The following is an 18,969-nucleotide window of genomic DNA, read 5'->3' as shown; positions in this document are numbered from 1 at the left end:
TTATAAATTGGGGGTTGCTACAAATATTTTATACTCACTATACGCCTCTTTTGTCCTGAACTCTGTCCCTTCTTTGTAAAAGAAAGTCTTATCATCAAAACGACTTGCATCCGGTTTCAGAGGACGATAGTTATAAAAGGTTGAACGGACGATCGCATATTCATCATACCCTTCCGCTGCCGCCTTATCATTGGCATCAGGCGTTTCCGTAAGTAATGAGGTCTTTACAACATATTCCATAGACAACATACGGTGTGCAACCGTATCGATTGTCATTTCCATCCTTTTACAGGAACCTCCTTCTTTGAATCCGATACGGATGACCGTATTCTTGCCAGCTTTACTGATCGTACAGCTGGTAGCACCGGACTGCGTAAGTATCGAGTCCATCATCAACAACGGATCTACAGGCATGGAAGCGGACGTAGCTCCTGCCAGATACATGATCTTATCTTCCCTGAACAATACAATATTGTATTTATCATTATGGATCGTTTCGGTATTGTCCATCAGACTATGGTAATTAGTACCGTCTGTTTCTACCCATCCGTTCAGCGAATCCAGTATTTTTCCGGGAGTATGTTCATTCGCATAGATATATTTCATATCAAATGACAGAGGAGCTTTATCGTACCCATCACGCAGCCGTTTCATGATACCTGTCATCTTTTCAAGGTCAGGTATTGTCTGAGCTACTGCGGATTGCAGGCAAAAGACAATAACAACACAAAAAAGTAAAAATGAAAAACGTTTCATCGGTTAATAGTTATTCTTCTTTTAATAAAGCACTTCTTGTTTCACTGATCGTTTTGATCCCTCTTTCTGTTTCTTTCTTCAAACGGATCAATGTACCATCATCATCATATTCATACATTGTAGCATAGTTATTTTCATCCAGTTCTGCCATCAATCTCAGGTTTCCCGGGTCATACACAAATGATTTCATATTGGCATTGTAAGGATGTATCCTCAGATCATCAAAGTACACGGTGCTTGTTCCGGTAGCCTGCATGTTTATAGACAATGTAGTAGCATCTGCGGGTACATCAACTACCTGCTCATATCGTTGCCATCCTTCTATGATCCCTCCCTGAGGTTTTGCAATAACAGTAATATTACCAGCTGCACGTCCGATCACGATGCCTATCTGGTTGCCTGTATAAGTATCACCTATACATGCCTGTGCTTCCTTCACCCAGGCACTGATCACGATCTTCTTACCAGCAAGCGGAGAGAATCCAGGTAATAATGCATCTTTACCAGCCTTGATACTTTTTAATACGCTGTCTGTTGGTAAACAGTTATTTGCTGCTGTGGTAAAGGAAAGGCCGAAAGTATTACTGGTATCCGGTAAGATACTGGCACTGATCCCCGCACTACTATCCTTTGCAATGCGCAGACTATATTTACCTGTATGCTGTTCGGTACTATCCAGGTTATTTTTATAAGAAGAGAAATCGAAACTTCGGGGTACAGCACAGCTGGCATCACAAGCACTACTACCTACGAAGAAATAATCTTCAAAACCATCAAATGCAGATTCACGGAATTTGGCGTTTTGTATAACGGCTACGGGTAAGTTTTCATCATAACCATATAAACCGGCATTAAAGCGACCCAGCGGATCTTTGTTCTCCAACTCCAGACCTCTGCGGTTAAACAGGGTTGTCTCACTGTTCCATACCCAGCGACCAGTGTCCTGGCTCTGTGGTTTCCAGGTGCCGTTTACCATCTTCCAGAAGCCGGAGTATTCCTTAATTGTACCATCCCGGCGTATATTGGTCGCAAGTGAAGGATCCGTTTCCGAGCGATCTCCATAGTAAGCATAGGAGCGGTAAGGACGCCAGTTACCAGCAATACCATATGTAAAGATGTTTACACTGGTGTCCGTTACTGCGCTGTAACAGATAGAAGATGGAACCGTACTGCATGAAAAACAGGTATCCACTTTCAGCTGTGCAACAATTGAAGAATCCGGGTTAGGATAATAAGTTATATCAACGTAAGGCTGTTTACCTGCATCAGAATATTTTTGAGAACAAAATGTATTATATACTACTGTACTATCAAGGTATATATAGTTACTTAACATAAAGCCGTATCTATAAAACCATGGATCTGACTGCATATTTGGAGTCATATCAAATACCCAATTATCAAAATTCCCATCTGGCGCTACAATATCCTGTATTCCCATCCCGGGAGATATTGAATATAAATCACGTGCACTTGTAGTATAATCCCATTTTGTGCCGCAGGATGCAATAAACGTGCGGGCCTCGTAATATTTCTCAGCGCCGGTATTATGTGCATTAGGATAAGCAGGAGGATTAAATCCCTCAGGCTTTGCGAACAGATGAAGTTTGGCAGAGATCACTTCTCCTCCTGTTGGTATCGCGATAGTTTCTGTATTAAACAGTGTTTTAATCTGATATCCCTGGAATACCGCGGCACCATGATCATAAATAGCGGCAACAATGTTGGAAGAAGTAGTATCAGCAGTAAAAGTACTGTTCAATACTTCTGCATACAATGCCGTATCGGTATTAACGGCTGTGATAACAGTTGACTTATTTACTTTGTATATCTTATGTACCGGAAGATTATACGTAAATAAAACGTTCCCGGAATTATCACAGTCCTTACTTAGTAATTTGCTGAAAACTACACTTTGATTATTTGTAGTAGTCAATACTATCGCACAATCTCCCAGGCGGGCCTTATAAGCAGTACCTACGGTATCCGTTGTAACTGCATAGAAGTACTTGTTGATATTTTTAGATAATATCGGACAACCGCTGTATGATACATTATATCCTGCTTTGTTAGCATCATTCACAAGTGTGGAGATCAGAATATGATCTGTTTCCTTTGTAAATAACCTATGAGAAGCAATCAGGTACTGAAAGAATGGTTTCACACAGCTACACGCACAGGAAGACGTTGTATCCTGTGCATGTGCAACTGTGCCGGATGCTAACATGATTATCATCATGCAGCTGTAAATGAGTATAAAAAAATATCTTTTCATATGTTTCATTACATGTTGTGTTTGGGATTACGGATGCCATATTTCTACAGTAATGGTTGTTCCTGAAGCATTGACTGTCCTTGCCGCAGAATAAATATCATATGAACCACTACCGTTTACTGATGCATAACAAGAATCCATCGCATTCATCGTTACTGTAAACGAAGTAGCTGTGCTTGAATAAACTGTAGTTCCTCCTCCCAGAATATCTGATCCATCGAAATTCTTACTCCCAATTGTTACCCCTGCAGAGGTCTTAAGTGTTACATAACCATAAGCAGTGTTAACTGTAGCTCCTGCCTTTAACTTCACAATGAACGTTACTGATGTTCGGTTACAGATACCATTTGTATTAGCATAGGCCTGTCCATTCGTTGTAATGTCCGTTTGCGCTTGTGCATTAGCATCAGCCTTACTGATCGTAGAGCTGAATTTTTTAGCTGCTACGGGATACCATACTGAGTCCGCGGCTGTATATCCTGTTGCACAAACAGGCAGGAACTTTTTACCCGTTGAATCATTATAATAAGTACAAACACCTACACGGTTAGCATATGTCTGCGCGCTATCTATGATACGTTGTTTTGCAAGCGCATTCGCGGCTAACTGACTAACGGTAGAAGTAAATGTCCCCGCTGGTACTGAATAAATAACAGCGACTGTTGTAGTAGTGCCAGTTGAACCACAATTATTTCTTGACACTGTTGCACTTGTGTCAATATTACTATATGTACAAACGCCTACACGATTGGCGTATGTCTGTGCACTATCAACAATTCGTTGCTTTGCAAGCGCATTCGCTGCTAACTGACTGACCGTGGACGTAAACGTCCCTGCTGGCACTGAATAAGTAACTGCGACTGTTGTTCCGGTACCACAGTTATTTCTTGAGATAGTAGCACTTGTGTCTATATTCTTATAAGTACAAACACCTACACGGTTGGCGTATGTCTGTGCACTATCAACAATTCGTTGCTTTGCAAGCGCATTCGCGGCTAACTGACTGACCGTGGATGTAAACGTCCCTGCTGGCACTGAATAAGTAACTGCGACTGTTGTTCCGGTGCCACAGTTATTTCTTGAGATAGTAGCACTCGTGTCAACATTCTTATAGGTACAAACGCCTACGCGGTTAGCGTATGTCTGTGCACTATCAACAATTCGTTGCTTTGCAAGCGCATTCGCTGCTAACTGACTGACCGTCGATGTAAACGTCCCCGCTGGCACTGAATAAGTAACTGCAACGGTTGTTCCGGTGCCACAGTTATTTCTTGATACTGTAGCACTTGTGTCTATATTCTTATAAGTACAAACGCCTACGCGGTTAGCGTATGTCTGTGCACTATCAACAATTCGTTGCTTTGCAAGCGCATTCGCTGCTAACTGACTGACCGTGGATGTAAACGTCCCCGCTGGCACTGAATAAGTAACAGCAACGGTTGTTCCGGTGCCACAGTTATTTCTTGAGATAGAAGCACTCGTGTCTATATTACTATAGGTACAAACGCCTACACGGTTGGCATATGTTTGCGCACTATCAATAATGCGTTGCTTTGCAAGCGCATTTGCAGCTAACTGGCTGACGGTAGACGTAAACGTCCCCACTGGCACTGAATAAGTAACGGCAACAGTTGTTCCTGTGCCACAGTTATTTCTTGATATAGTAGCACTCGTATCAATATTTTTATAGGTACAAACACCTACACGGTTGGCGTATGTCTGAGCACTATCAATGATACGTTGTTTTGCAAGCGCATTCGCTGCTAACTGGCTCACCGTGGAAGTAAACGTCCCAGCCAGCACTGAATAAGTAACAGCGACGGTTGTTCCGGTTCCACAATTATTTCTTGAGATAGAAGCGCTCGTGTCTATATTACTATAGGTACAAACGCCTACACGGTTGGCATATGTTTGCGCGCTATCAACAATACGTTGTTTTGCAAGCGCATTCGCTGCTAACTGGCTGGCTGTAGAAGTAAATGTTCCTGCTGGCACTGAATAAATAACAGCAACCGTTGTTCCGGTGCCACAGTTATTTCTTGAGATAGTAGCACTCGTGTCTACATTCTTATAAGTACAAACACCTACACGGTTGGCATACGTCTGTGCGCTATCAATGATACGTTGCTTTGCAAGTGCATTCGCAGCTAACAGACTAACCGGAGAAGTAAACGTCCCCGCAGGCACTGAATAAACGACTGCAACAGTTGTTCCGGTACTACCACAGTTATTTCTTGATATCGTAGCACTCGTGTCAGCATTACTATATGTACAGCTCCCATTTGCATTCGCATAAGCCTGTCCGTTATTAAGTACGTCTGCATGCGACAGGGAATCTGCCTGTGCCTGGCTTATCGGAGAAGTGTTTTTTCCATTGGCTACAACATACTTAACCGCAGATCCGGCACCTCCGGCACCACAGTTATTCCGGGCATATGTCGCGCTATCTGCTTTACCATAGTAAAGACACTGACCATTATTGTTGGCATTCAACTGCCCCCGGCTATTGAGTACTCTTCGTGCCATCGAATCTGCGTATATCTGGCTAACCGCAGTTGTAATATAACCCGGGTCTAATGTAAAACTGACTGTTGTGCCATAAGTCCCAGATTGTGAACAGTCGTTCTTAGTAAATACTTTTGTCATTTGCGCGCTATAGAACAACTGATAACAGGCACCATGCAAATTGGCAAATGCCTGCCCGCTGTCTGCGATCTCTTTTGCTGCCATAGAATCTGCCGCGGCCTGACTAACCGTTGAAATATATTTATTAGCAGGTACTTTATAAACAGTACCCTGATGGGTGACAAAATTTGCAGCACAATTACTTCTCTTAAAGGTAGCCATACGGAATTCATTTCCGTAACTAGCGGGACCAGCAGATACTCCACAATCAGCCACATTCGTTCCCGCATATTCACTATATGGAGCTGCTACACAATTCAGCATTGTAGCGGATTTAAATTTATCTGCCACCTTCCATATCTGTTTGAACTCTGTGGCTGACGCTGATATTACTTTTGTTGTATCAAAGATCAATGCATAGTCATTCCCTGATTTAACCAGAGGATTAGCCAGTAAAGTCACTTCTCCTACTCCGGCAGCAATGTTTCTTCTGCCAGAACGAATGATCTTCATTGCGATGTCATTGCCGGTGAATGGTGCACCGTCGCGATCTGTAAAGTAAATGTCCGGTGTACCACCTGTCAGTACATTGGCATCAATAGCGTAAAGTACTGCCGGTGCACGGAATGTAGCAATATCAGGAGTACAGTCATCACCACCGGTCTTTTGTTTAGAACCGATCAGGATCTCATCACCTGCAGCGAAATAATCATTGGCATTTATTCCATTGGTGATACGTCCCTGATTAATGTTAACACCATTCAGGACTACACCGATATTTTTATAGGCACCACTCATACCATCATATGTCCAGCCGGAAGGCCAGCTGAAATGATATTGTGGATCATTAAATTCATTTCTTGTACTGGACAATACCACATCACCTGTTTCAGCATCATATAACAGGTTACGCGCAGTTACCTGGCTACCCTTGTCAACTGACAATACACTGTCCAGGATACCATGACGGGTAATCACCTTGGTTGCTGCCACTGAATGATACAATGTTTCCTCCCTGTGATGCAGGCTGAGGATAGTAGGTATCAGCCAGAAAGGAGGCAATGAGAAAGAGAACAGAGCCGGGTTGATATTCAGGTTATAAGCGTTGGTCACTGAATGCTGTTCACGCATATCCATCATCAGCTCTACATCTTTCCCGATGGTAGCACTGCTGTCGATCGCTCCACTCGGATCAATCGTCATAACGGTGCTGTTCAGGTGTTTGAACTCAGACTGCTGGTTATCTACACGGTAATAGTTTTCGGTATAGGTGATGTACCCGAGAGAATCAGCTTCTCCATAAGTAGCCTGTGATTTCATTTTACCGTTCATATCATTGAGCTCCACTTTGAAGCCCTGGCTCAATCCGATAAAATGACGAACGTTAATCTTCAGGAAGTTCTGTAAGTCTGGTCTGAAACGTTTCTTCCCATCAGCCAGTGAAGTCATATCGACCAATGTCGGAAAGTCGTAACTGGTATAAAAGCAGGTCTCTGTAAATCCATTTGCAGAACGTACATTCTTTGCATGAATGGTACGCACCCTTACTTTGCTATAGCCAACAGAAGCTCCGGGGAATAAGGATTCTCCCAATGGGGCTTCCGTGTAACCCAGATTCATAGGCGCCAATGGAGCTATCTGTTCAAGATACTCAATCGGTAGTCTCCAGGGGTTCTCTTCTCCTCCCAGCATAGGTTCATAACTGGCCACACCACTACTGATTGTTTCATCAACCCCATTTACTGATCTGGTGGTCGTATACTGGTATTCCTGACCATATACAGACTCCCGCTGTTTGGCCATGGCATCCCAATGATCATAGATCTTCACTCTTTTGACACGGATACCACCGCCCATTTTTTTATAATAAGGACTGTTCAAACGTACAAGTGTACGACCTACGTCCACGGTCCTTGCCCATTGTTTGATTCTTGCGTTACGGTCAAAACTCATTACGGAGTTCATCAAATTATCAGCCTGAGAGAACAGTATTTTTACCGCATCTTCCAGTCCGATGTCATCTCCTACATCCGAACCAGGGTAAGCCTTGGACGGAAGGTTGAGACGCAGGTACTGGATAGCAGCTTTGGCCAGCGGACTGTATACACTGGTAGCCATATCAAGTTCACCGGAAGGACTGATCGCCTTTACACGAATCCAGATAGTATTGCCATTATTAAAGTAGCCGTACTTATTAGGATCGAGTGTCGCATAACAGGGTACATATTCTCCGCCACTACCAAACTTATCAGATGGCATATTTACAAACAAACGGAAATATACTTTCTCCAGCCCCTGCAGATAACGGGCATATACCTCTTCCTTACTGGACACTGCTTTCGGTACATTAATAGCGATGTACTGATTATCTACCAGTCCGTATAGATTATTACCTATATCACCCAGGTCTGTGGGTTCTTTTGCAGAGAATCCGGCTACTGTAAACATCTGAGTAGCCCGTTTATTCTGTACATAGGCATAATCATCACTCTCATAATCTACCTTAATACGGCCACCGGAGGGTAATATGATCGAATCCAATGTCCATGCAGCGGCGTTCCGGGCTGCCTGGGTGCTGTCCTGCACAGCATATGGAAAATCAGCGTTAGAAACTCCTGATGGATTCTGTGAGGATGGTTTATAGTTCCCCCAGCGATCGTAAGATTTTGCGTTATAGGTTGGATTTTTCGCGTTATAGTTAAACACGTAAGGATTCAGCTTCCCCTTATTGTTACCGTTGTAAGTAAACCATACTTTCTTTAAGGTGAGTTTACCGGAGTCGCTGAGTACACCATTCACCCCCATACACAACTCGTAGCTGTATTCAAAGTGTACTGTTTTTACAGGACGCGCTTTGGTGTTATATTTTTTGAAATCAGCTTTATTATAAAGGTTGATCTCATCCAGTTTACGTGTAGGATGACCTGCCAGGCGTACACCATCTTCGTTAATAGCGGCCATGTCTTTACGCTCGCTCATCTTAAAGGTGGCGATCATACTTTTAGACTCGATAGAGTTCAGATACCAGAGTTCTTTATCACCAGACACATAACTACCTTTATCATCCCGGTTGTCTGTTTTCAGACCTTCGTTATAATTCGCACTGTCTGCTGCTGGTACACGCCAGGCATAAGGATTCTTAATACCTGCTATTTTTGTATAATTAAATTTGATGGCGTTACCGGGATCATCATTGCTGATACCATCTCCTGTTAAATCCTGATAATCCGGAGACAGAATTCCTGTTAACAGGAATGAGTGTGCATAGGCTGGCATCAATTCACTGCTGAAGTAATGGTCATTCCCTTTAGTATTGTTGACCGTGTTATCTTCACCCGGCGTATATTTAACTAAACCAGCAACAGTATTACCATCTTTAGCATCTACAGAGAAGCTTGTTTCCTTCTGTTCAAAATTATATACCGGGATACCATATACATAGCGGCGGCCATCTTTATTCAAAACTTCTATCTCTGAAATATGATTTTGCTTGCGGAAATCATTTACTCTTTTTTCTCTTGATACTGTACTATCACCTACAACGAATGTATCTTTTGAGGGCATCAGGTACAGATTCCTTCCAGGAATGGATACAACTGACTGACTGGGATACATCCATTTCAAGGCCATTAATACATCCCCTCCGGACTGATAATATTCTATCTTCACATTATATACCTCACCTGCTACCAGGTTTACAAACGCAGTATCTGCCCGTGGTTTATGGTCATTAAACTGATCTATAAACAAAGAATCATTCAGGAATAATCTTACTCCATCATCACTGATAGTAATAATCTTGTATGAACCGGTAACATCTGCTTTCAGACGGCCTGTCCAGCGAACAGAAAAACCGGTATTTAAAGTAGGGGCACCAGTTGGTTTACCAACATTGATCGCTCCTTTATTAGGAAAGTCTATAAAAGTATCTACTCTGCTATATAGAAATTTCTGGAATCTCGTTCCACTGAAATATTCTCCATAGAACCCGTGTTTGTCGGCATCCAGTTCTGTAGGAAAAGTACTGCCACAGTTATTAAGGCTATAAGTATTCTCCTTATAATTCTCTATGTATTGGGTAAGTCCCGCAGTACTTGCCTCCGCGGCATTGAGATAAGAAATTACCTGTGTTCTTTTATCTCTTTTATCTTTGGTTGTATTACGCGCAGACAGCGTCTGCTGACCAATCAGTTCTTTATTGCTGTTATAACGGTTCAGCAGGTTTGATGTGGAGATATTCGGATCACTGCTACCTGCCTGGTTCAACGCTACCGATACGATGTCATCTCCTCCTATATTGTCATAAAATGATTTTGAGTTGATGGTCATTTCTCCGGGGTTACGGAAATAACTGGCTTCAAAAGTTCCACTGGAAGATTTGAAAGCAATATTCTTTGCCAGTGGATTTAAGGATAACCAGGGGCCTGATTCGGTGTAAGCGCTGGTAAAACCTATGTCTACACCAGGATGTACCATATCCCCTACTGCCAGATCCAGTCCTCCGCCCAATGTGCGGTCTTTGGTTTTTATGTAATGATCGTGTACATAACCGATATCACCTCTGTAAGCACGGAACATACCTCCCGTTCCTTCTCCTGACATAGCGAATACGTCGTAGGTATATGACGGTAAGGCGATGTTAGGTACCGCTGGTTTTTCCCTGTAAGGGATTTCTTTTTCCCGGTTATAATCCAATAATATAGCAGTATTCGTCTTAGCCCCCTGGAAATTCAGATATCCGTAAGCCGGTAATGATGAACGCTGATCTTCGGCCTTGATCTCCTGTTTGGCAACATATCCGCTAAGCGAAACACTTTTATGATAGACCTTGGTTTCCTGACCTATTTTTAGATTGAAACTGTATAACGTATTCGTAAACGGTAAAGTTATACCAGGTGTATAGGTAGGGGATGCAAAGGAGATTTTCGAACGGAAAGTCGCACTGTTATCCAGCGGACGGGCTTTAGTATTATTATCGGTGTTATCATATTGTTTTATCCCTGCCTCAATCTGGAGAGCTTTCATGCCTGATCTTGAATTAAAGGTAGACCCGACTCCCATACTCCCGCCCAGTCCTTTTCCATCCTTATCGTCCTCTTCATTCGTAACACAATCCAGCGATGCGCCTACAGTAACTCCATCCTGAGAACTGTTAGTCAGCGATAACTGACTCGTAAATTTACCCATACTGGAAGCACCTACGTTTATACTGGCATTTATACCGGACTCCAGGCCCCAGCCTTTGTAAGAATTATGCAGCACGCCCACACTAAGTCCTCCCTTCAACAACGGGTAACCCAATAACTCTGCAGTGGCACCTACTGTTACACCAATAGTTTTATTAGGCTTTATCGCCGAAATCTTCTGGATAGTATCTGTACCGTTAAAGTCGTCCGGTAAACCACGAAGGTTACGTGTAATCGTACCCGGGTTAATATTCCATCCTAATCCTACCCAGCTGGCTTCCTGATCCATTGTGATCCCACTGCTGTAACCCAGTGCAATTGGATATCCACCTACATCTATCAACGGGATGCTATAATTAAAATCTCCGCTGAACAGGTCTACCATGTTATCACTGTTCACAGAGTGGAAAGCCTGGCTTTCCGGTTGTGTAGGACCACCAAGATCGTCTGCATGAGAAGACACCGGCTGTTTTAATTTTCCTTTAATGCTATTATCCAGCACGGATTTAACACCACCACCGAATACAGGATCCACTATTTTTTTTGCAGGTACACTGCTACTTATAATTGGTACACGGGGGAAAGAAGATCTTCCAACACCCAGTGCATAAGAGGGGATAATTGTTTCAAAATAGAGCAAAGCCAGCATTAAAGAAGCTATCGTCTTCTTACCTTTCGCAGCAAGTTCCAGTATCATCAGGTACTATATTTATCGTTCGTTTATTATTGTTGATCGCCGGTATAAATGAATTTCATATACCAGTATTCCTGTCTGGAATTGAATAATCGTAACAGGTAATGCTGTTGGCTGGTCAGTAAATGATTACCAGGTTTTATATTCAGCAGGTTCTCACCTGCTTTCAGTTTTAATACGCCTGTTTTCTTTACCGCATTCTGCTCATCCTGAGCAATGATCTCGTACCCAATTGTCGTATCTCCGGCCACATTATTATAGCTGAACGGTAATATGTCCTTACAGGTAAAGACGGTTGCGTCTAATCCCTTTCTTAGCTGTATATATGCCTCTGATAATACTTCCGTTTTAACAGGTTGTACACCTTTCACCCGAAAAGTCCATACGTCTGTTTGCGCGGCAAACTGATTACCATTATTTGCCGTGACTGTCCAGGCATAACGCTTAGCCGTATCCAGTGCCACTGCCGATACCGGATAGTTTACAAACATATTCCTGTTATGCGCAGAGCGGAAAACAGGTATGTTCTGCTGTACAGCTTCTGCAGGAGATTGCCCTGTACGTAGTTCCACGAGTACCATATCATAGTTCAGATCATTGAAAATAGTAATCGGAGCAGGTGGTAACCACGTGAACTGTGGTAAGTTCGTTTCTGACAGACTCTGGTCTGCAGGGGTATTTAATAACGGAGGGCTCACCGGTTCAACAGAGAAAGGCAGACAGTCTTCCGCTACCAGATTGCCCACATCTCCGCTTTGCTGGATCACATTATAACAGGCGAGGTAAGTACCGGCGGTAAGTAAGCCATTAGTACTTCTGTCGGCCACAGAAGAAAGATATTCGTAAGCAACAGGCATCACATCACCTATCTGGATCTGTTTAGCCCCTTTGTTTAAAATAATTGTACGGGAAATTCCTGTCAACACCGGTTGATTGGTGTGGGCATCAGTAATACGCAATTCTATCCTCACGCTGATAGCGGAGGCAGAAGCTGATACCAGCAACATATTCCACAATTGTGCTTTTTGCATCACACCCGTGGGTGGCACCTGCACTGTCATGTTCACTTGTCCCATTACCTGCACTGACAGCAGGCATAATAACCAGAAAAAATGTCTCATTTAAAATATTTTAGTATAAGTAACTCTGCCTGTATTATTTGAAACCAATCGCTTATTTACGCCGGGGATAAACCCTTTGTCTGCCATCAGTTCTATTTGCCCAAGGTGGGGAATATTCATTCTTACATTACCGGTATAACCGATCTGCTGTATATTGTACACTGTCTGCTGACTGTATTTTAATCCTCCACCAGCATCCAGCCATCTATTGATCTTATATTGTACATTACCATCCACTCCATACAATTCATATTCGCTGTTCAATGCCGCAGAAGCTGTACCCTGTAAAGTGAGCCGCCCCAGGAACATCACATGATTCAGGAGTACATTTTTAGTATTAAAGTATACAAAGCCGCTATCCGTCTGACGATTGTAGAACTGTGTATACGACAGTATTGTATTCATGGTGATGCCATGGTATTTATAAAAGTGACTGAGGGAAGCTACCAGGGTATAGAATAGATTTTCCACGTAGTTATTATCACTCAGTTTGGTCAGCTGAGAACTTGGAAAATAACCAACAGAGATCACCGGCCATTTCTTCATTCGCAGTGTTGCCTGCAGACTTTTGAAAACAGTATTACTACGGTAGTCCGCCTGCTGATACTGACTGGTGTAATCATTCTGCCTCACCGAAGCTGTAATGGTGAGCTTTTGTTTAAAGAAAGGCTGATCCACCCGTACTGACCATGCCGTTTGTGCAGAACCGGTAGTATACATACTGAACGACTGAAACCCTGCTCCCATCACCTTGTATACAGCATTGATCCTTGTACCCGTAACAGGTATAAAGGAAAATCCCTTTACAGCATAGGCTTCGTTAGAATGGTCATTAAAATGGAATAAACTGTTTTGTTTATTCTCCCGATAATAAGGAAGGGATGATTTAGCCACTTCTCCCGTGAAGTATGTATTTTTAGTCAGCTGCCAACGTCCTTCCAATGCCATTCCCATCAGATGATAATCCGGAGTGGAGGCGCTATCCGCAGAAGTATTCAGATTATACAACTGTTTCTTACCGGTATAATAAGTGAAAATCAGGTTATTGCCTTCCTTCATACCAATACCTACTCTGAACAGATTCAGGTATTGTTTCGGACGGTTACTGTTCACGATATAATTTCTGAACCGGTAATCTATTACACCTGTAGCAACTGCTACGTAATAAGAAGGATTATATTCGAGCTGTACACCCTGGATACTGATATCTTTCGCTGTCAGTTCTGAGTAATTTACCATCGTCCTTCCTATACCAAATGATTTAATTGCCAGCAGTGTTTTATATCCTTTTGGTAGCACAGTATCCGGCAGGTCCATTGCGTGCAGCTTATCCGCCAGTTCTTTATTGTTCCTGCTGTTCATTACAGCGCTCGTAAGGTCCTCTTTTTCGCCTCCCAGTTTCTTTTGCTTTTCCCTGTATTTCTGCTCCATCCCGTTCCATTCTTTCTCAAGAGAATCCAGCTGTTTGCTTTTTGCAGCATATTGGTCTTCAAAGTGCTGCAGATTTGTATCTGAAGGTAATTTCTTATAATGCAGCAATGCATTGAGATCCGGCTTTGACAAAGAATCAAAAGACGGAGCCTGCGGAGTCTTATATAATTTCCGTTCCCTCTCTTCTACAATACGCTGTAATTGTGCAGGAGAAGACAACCAGCCTCTGAGCCTGGAGATCTCCATGGATTTCACATCCATCTGTTCCTTGTACTGTTCCAGTTCCTGCAACTGGAGATTACGCCCTGCATCATAACTCTGTAGTTTATTCAGCAGCATACTTTTGAAATCGCGGTTAGTATACTGAAGATTAAGTCCTGTAATATTTCTGAACATTGCAGAATTCCCCCTGGTAGTTGAAAAGGCTACACGAACCGGATACTGATCTTTTACTGTAATATCCAGGTAAGTTGTTAATGTATGCTGGTATACATCTTTCTGCTGATAAGGCGTATCAACACCTGACTGGTAATAGAGATCGTACATCACATTACCGTGGACCGTCAGCCATGGTTTCCTTAGTACGGCTACCTTAGGCTTATGATAATTAACCTCTTTAATAAGGGGGATTAACGCAAAAGTATTCCCGCTATCTGCAGCAAGCAGATAAGACACATTCCCGGATGACTGCTGTATACCTCTTGGGAAAACCAATATCTCGCCTTTACCACCAGTAGCATGTAAAATGGTACTACGTTGTAACTGGGCATAGCTATTTAAGCCCCCTGCCAGGAAGAGGAATAGTATATAAATATGTTTATTCAAATTATTTAATAGTCGGCATTAAATACAAAACGGTAAGAGCATTACATAAATAATCAGGAGAGAATATCTCCATAAGTAATAAGGATTTAACTAAATAATAAAAAGAAGTCCAATATAAATATGATCGAAATTTTGTCCCCGGAATTGATTAATAGTCAAATTGATTCAAGGCGTTTACAAACATTATGCCCTGCAAATGTAATCCGTTGAAAACATATTTCAAAGCTTTCATACAAATTTAATTTATCATGTTACATTTCCTTTATGCAAGATTTATTTGCGTAACCAAAAGGTTTCATTACATTTGTAACCGAAAGGTTTCATATTATGAGAAGAGATGTATTTCAGGCTATAGCAGACCCAACGAGAAGGGAGATTATCCATTTAGTAGCCAGACAATCATTGACACAAAATGCAGTCGCTGATCACTTTGATATCAGCAGACCTGCCGTATCCAAACATATAAAAATACTGACAGAATGTGGCCTGATTGTGATTAAACAACAGGGACGGGAAAGGTATTGTGAGGCACAACTGAAGCAGCTAAACGAAGTATCTGCCTGGATAGAACAATACCGCGAATTCTGGACCAGCAAATTAGATGCATTAGGAAAATTCTTAGAAGAGGATAATCGCATACCAATAAAAAAAACTAAACGCAGATGAAACAAGAACCATTTGTAATAGAACAGACTTATAATGCACCTGTTGAAAAGGTGTGGCAAGCCATTACTGATAATGATCAGATGAAACAATGGTATTTTAAGCTCGATGAATTTAAACCTGAAGTGGGTTTTGAGTTTGAGTTTACAGGCGGAAGCAAAGACGGTCCAAAGTATACACACGTATGCAAGGTAACTGAAGTAATTCCCGGTAGGAAACTTACCCATACCTGGACATACAAAGATTATGAAGGACATTCTTATGTAACCTGGGAATTATTCCCGGAAGGTGATAAAACAAGGTTGAAATTAACCCATGTTGGATTGGAAACATTCCCGCAGAACAACCCGGATTTCGCAAAAACAAGTTTCGAAAAAGGCTGGACTTTCATCACCGGTACTTCTCTGAAAGGTTTTGTAGAAAAAAATTAATGGTATAACAGCTATATGGAGTAAGGGAGATTATCTCTTGCTCCTTTTTAACCTCTCTTTTATTATTCTTCTCTTTTTTTGATAAATCTCTATTATCAGCTTTCCCCTACATCGTTATTACAATGTTAATTATTGTTAATGTTAGAAAATAAATTAATTAAATTATATATTTGAAATATATAAGATTCATTTAAGGGGAAATATCACGCGTTAAAATTGGACTCAAGGGTTACGAATGAATAATGTATAGCAATCTGCCTATTAGCGAATCACTGTACCTATAAACCAAGATCAAAAATTCTATTAAAATGAAAAAACTTGCCCTCGTAATTTTATTACTGATGTCTACGTCGATGTTATTTGCTCAACAAAGCATGAATGACAGTATGTATGATGCTGTCGTAAAAGGGGACACAATAGCGATGAAGGATTTTATAAACAGAGGTGTTGATGTAAACCTCATTATAAAACAAGGATTTGTTGAGGCAAACCTGATCATTACTGCTGTCTATAATAAAAATGCGGACGTAGTGAAATTACTGCTGAGACATGGTGCAGATGTAGACCTGGACGATGGTTTTGGTGCTACTGCCCTGATGTATGCCGTAAGTAATGCCAATGTGGAACTGGTGAAAATCTTACTGGACGCGGGGGCAGATCCTGCACTTAAAGATAAAACGGGTAATAATGCTTTCTCCAATGCCAAGGTGGCGAGGAATAAAGAGATTACCAAAATGCTGAATGAGAAGAAAACGAATGGTTAAATATAAAAAATCCCCGGTGTATGATACACCGGGGATTTTTTTATTAAGCGGATGCCTCAAAGCCGGTATCTACCAGCCAGTCTCCACTATCTGCAGCCTGCGTGGCTAATTCATCACAACGGTTGTTTAAAGGATTTGATGCATGCCCCTTCACCCAGGTAAATTTAACCTGTTGCCTTTTATAGGCAGGAATAAACCGCTGCCACAGGTCTTTATTCTTTTTATCCTTAAACCCGATCTTTACCCAGTTCCATAACCAGCCCTTTTCAACACTGTTTACTACATATTCACTATCTGTAAAGATGCGCACATTCAATCCGTCCTTCTTCAGGGTTTCCAGCGCAACAATCACCGCCAGCAACTCCATACGGTTGTTGGTAGTCTTGCGATACCCCTGTGATAATTCCTTACGGACACTATTCCACATCAACACTATTCCATAACCACCAGGCCCGGGATTTCCGCGCGAAGAACCATCCGTATAAACAATAACTTCCGACATAGCGCGCAAAGATAATATCTACACCTGAAAAACACCCAAATTAAAACCAGCTTCTACCGGCGCCTGATTAGCAGCCGTAATACTGGCGGATAATATTTTACGTGTATCCGCAGGGTCTATGATCTCATCCACCCATAAACGCGCTGCTGCATAGTATGGAGTAGTCTGTGTATTATAACGCGCCATAATATCCGTTAACAAACGATTTTCTTCTTCCGGTGTGATCAGCTCACCCTTTGCTTTTAAGGAAGCTACCTGAATCTGTAACAGTGTTTTGGCAGCCTGCTCCCCTCCCATTACCGCTATCTTTGCATTAGGCCATGCATAGATGAAACGGGGATCATATGCCTTGCCACACATCGCATAGTTGCCTGCGCCATAAGAGTTACCTACTATCACCGTAAACTTAGGTACTACAGAATTAGCCACTGCATTCACCAGTTTAGCGCCATCCTTGATAATACCGGCATGCTCACTGCGACTACCCACCATAAACCCTGTTACGTCCTGTAAGAATACCAGCGGGATCTTCTTCTGGTTGCAGTTCATGATAAAACGGGCCGCTTTATCCGCACTGTCGTTATAAATGACACCTCCCATCTGCATCTCTCCTTTCTTACTCTTCACAATCTTGCGCTGGTTAGCTACAATTCCCACTGCCCAGCCATCAATGCGGGCATATCCACAGAGAATACTTTTACCGTAATCTTCTTTATACTGATCAAATTCAGAGCGGTCTACAATACGGCCTATCACGTCCAGCATATCATAAGGACGGGTACTGTCTTCCGGAATGATGCTGTAAATCTCTGTAGGATCTTTTTCAGGCGGTGCTGATGCAATACGATCAAATCCTGCATCCGTTGGATGCCCGAGTTTACCAATGATCTTTTTGATATGGTCCAGACATTCTTCGTCTGTTTTGAATTTATAATCTGCGATACCGGAAATCTCTGTATGGGTAACTGCTCCTCCTAACGTTTCGGCATCTACGGTTTCCCCTATAGCGGCTTTCACCAGGTAGGGCCCCGCAAGGAATATAGAGCCGTTCCCTTCCACCATCAGTACTTCATCACTCATAATAGGCAGATAGGCACCACCGGCCACACAGCTGCCCATAACAGCGGCTATCTGGGTAATTCCCATAGCGCTCATGCGGGCATTGTTGCGGAAGATCCGGCCGAAGTGTTCTTTATCAGGGAAAATCTCATCCTGCATAGGCAGATATACACCGGCGCTGTCTACAAGGTAGATAACAGGCAGACGGTTCTCCATCGCTATTTCCTGCAGACGAAGGTTCTTTTTACCGGTGAGCGGGAACCAGGCCCCGGCTTTGACAGTCATGTCGTTGGCCACGATCATACACTGACGGCCGCTTACATAACCAATACCACCTACAGTACCTGCCGCGGGGCAACCACCATGTTCTGCATACATATCATATGCAGCAAAGGAGCCTATTTCTGTAAAATCAGTGTTTTTATCCAGCAGATAAGCAATACGTTCACGTGGGGTTAATTTTCCTTTTAATCTTACTTTTTCGAGGTTCTTTTTGCCTCCGCCCTGTTCAATAACGGCGAAACGTTGTTTAAGGGTGCTGAGTGCCCTGCGCATGGCATCTTCATTCCTGTTCATGTCCAGTTGCTGTGTATCCATATGATTGTTTTTGGTTCGGACCCGTGGGATCAGCACTCAA

General features: G+C 42.5%; 10 protein-coding genes. 3 read left to right on the top strand and 7 right to left on the bottom strand.

The genetic code is table 11. The features are described 5' to 3' along the window. The 5 genes from BMW86_RS25655 to BMW86_RS25635 form a co-directional block, all read right to left on the bottom strand. A complete protein-coding gene (locus tag BMW86_RS25655) occupies window positions 1-756 on the bottom strand; it encodes a LolA3 family protein (protein WP_143056693.1) in 756 nt (251 codons plus the stop codon). A 10-nt stretch (window positions 757-766) separates the two neighbouring features. After that, window positions 767-2,995: a hypothetical protein gene (locus tag BMW86_RS25650; RefSeq protein WP_089785399.1), complete on the bottom strand. Its 2,229-nt coding sequence runs from the start codon at window positions 2,993-2,995 to the stop codon at window positions 767-769. Window positions 2,996-3,058: 63 nt separating this feature from the next. Then, window positions 3,059-11,539: a DUF5977 domain-containing protein gene (locus BMW86_RS25645; protein ID WP_089785396.1), complete on the bottom strand. Its 8,481-nt coding sequence runs from the start codon at window positions 11,537-11,539 to the stop codon at window positions 3,059-3,061. A gap of 26 nt (window positions 11,540-11,565) precedes the next feature. Then, window positions 11,566-12,657, bottom strand: coding sequence for a hypothetical protein (locus BMW86_RS25640; protein ID WP_089785394.1), 1,092 nt, complete (start codon window positions 12,655-12,657; stop codon window positions 11,566-11,568). Further along, window positions 12,658-14,913: a hypothetical protein gene (locus BMW86_RS25635; RefSeq protein WP_089785392.1), complete on the bottom strand. Its 2,256-nt coding sequence runs from the start codon at window positions 14,911-14,913 to the stop codon at window positions 12,658-12,660. Window positions 14,914-15,240: 327 nt separating this feature from the next. Here BMW86_RS25635 and BMW86_RS25630 point away from each other — a divergent pair, with 327 nt between their 5' ends. The 3 genes from BMW86_RS25630 (at window position 15,241) to BMW86_RS25620 (ending at window position 16,771) form a co-directional block, all read left to right on the top strand. Then, window positions 15,241-15,579 carry an ArsR/SmtB family transcription factor gene (locus BMW86_RS25630; protein ID WP_089785389.1) on the top strand — a complete coding sequence of 113 codons (339 nt, stop codon included), beginning with the start codon at window positions 15,241-15,243 and terminating at the stop codon, window positions 15,577-15,579. Next, entirely contained in the window at window positions 15,576-16,007 is a 432-nt protein-coding gene (locus BMW86_RS25625) for an SRPBCC family protein (RefSeq protein ID WP_089785387.1), read from the top strand. The genes BMW86_RS25630 and BMW86_RS25625 overlap by 4 nt, the downstream gene beginning before the upstream one ends. Before the next feature lie 308 nt (window positions 16,008-16,315). Further along, a complete protein-coding gene (locus BMW86_RS25620; RefSeq protein ID WP_089785384.1) occupies window positions 16,316-16,771 on the top strand; it encodes an ankyrin repeat domain-containing protein in 456 nt (151 codons plus the stop codon). 43 nt (window positions 16,772-16,814) lie between these two features. Here BMW86_RS25620 and rnhA read toward each other — a convergent pair whose 3' ends face one another. Together rnhA and BMW86_RS25610 are read right to left on the bottom strand one after the other, a co-directional pair. Continuing rightward, window positions 16,815-17,273, bottom strand: coding sequence for a ribonuclease HI (rnhA, locus tag BMW86_RS25615; RefSeq protein ID WP_089785381.1), 459 nt, complete (start codon window positions 17,271-17,273; stop codon window positions 16,815-16,817). 18 nt (window positions 17,274-17,291) lie between these two features. After that, the gene (locus BMW86_RS25610; protein WP_089785377.1) at window positions 17,292-18,929 is read right to left on the bottom strand and encodes an acyl-CoA carboxylase subunit beta; all 1,638 of its coding nucleotides are present in this window, start codon (window positions 18,927-18,929) and stop codon (window positions 17,292-17,294) included. Between the last annotated feature and the right edge of the window lie 40 nt (window positions 18,930-18,969).

The sequence above is a fragment of the Chitinophaga sp. YR573 genome (genome assembly GCF_900110995.1).
In the GTDB taxonomy this organism is placed as follows: Bacteria; Bacteroidota; Bacteroidia; order Chitinophagales; family Chitinophagaceae; genus Chitinophaga.
Note: the sequence above shows the minus strand (reverse complement) of the source record. Positions and strands in the feature narration are given on the sequence as shown.

Coding starts and splice junctions, on each gene's coding strand:
- BMW86_RS25610 (WP_089785377.1), bottom strand. CDS start 18,929: ATGGATACACAGCAACTGGACATGAACAGGAATGAAGATGCCATGCGC.
- BMW86_RS25620 (WP_089785384.1), top strand. CDS start 16,316: ATGAAAAAACTTGCCCTCGTAATTTTATTACTGATGTCTACGTCGATG.
- BMW86_RS25640 (WP_089785394.1), bottom strand. CDS start 12,657: ATGAGACATTTTTTCTGGTTATTATGCCTGCTGTCAGTGCAGGTAATG.
- BMW86_RS25650 (WP_089785399.1), bottom strand. CDS start 2,995: ATGATGATAATCATGTTAGCATCCGGCACAGTTGCACATGCACAGGAT.
- BMW86_RS25645 (WP_089785396.1), bottom strand. CDS start 11,539: ATGATACTGGAACTTGCTGCGAAAGGTAAGAAGACGATAGCTTCTTTA.
- rnhA (WP_089785381.1), bottom strand. CDS start 17,273: ATGTCGGAAGTTATTGTTTATACGGATGGTTCTTCGCGCGGAAATCCC.
- BMW86_RS25630 (WP_089785389.1), top strand. CDS start 15,241: ATGAGAAGAGATGTATTTCAGGCTATAGCAGACCCAACGAGAAGGGAG.
- BMW86_RS25625 (WP_089785387.1), top strand. CDS start 15,576: ATGAAACAAGAACCATTTGTAATAGAACAGACTTATAATGCACCTGTT.
- BMW86_RS25655 (WP_143056693.1), bottom strand. CDS start 756: ATGAAACGTTTTTCATTTTTACTTTTTTGTGTTGTTATTGTCTTTTGC.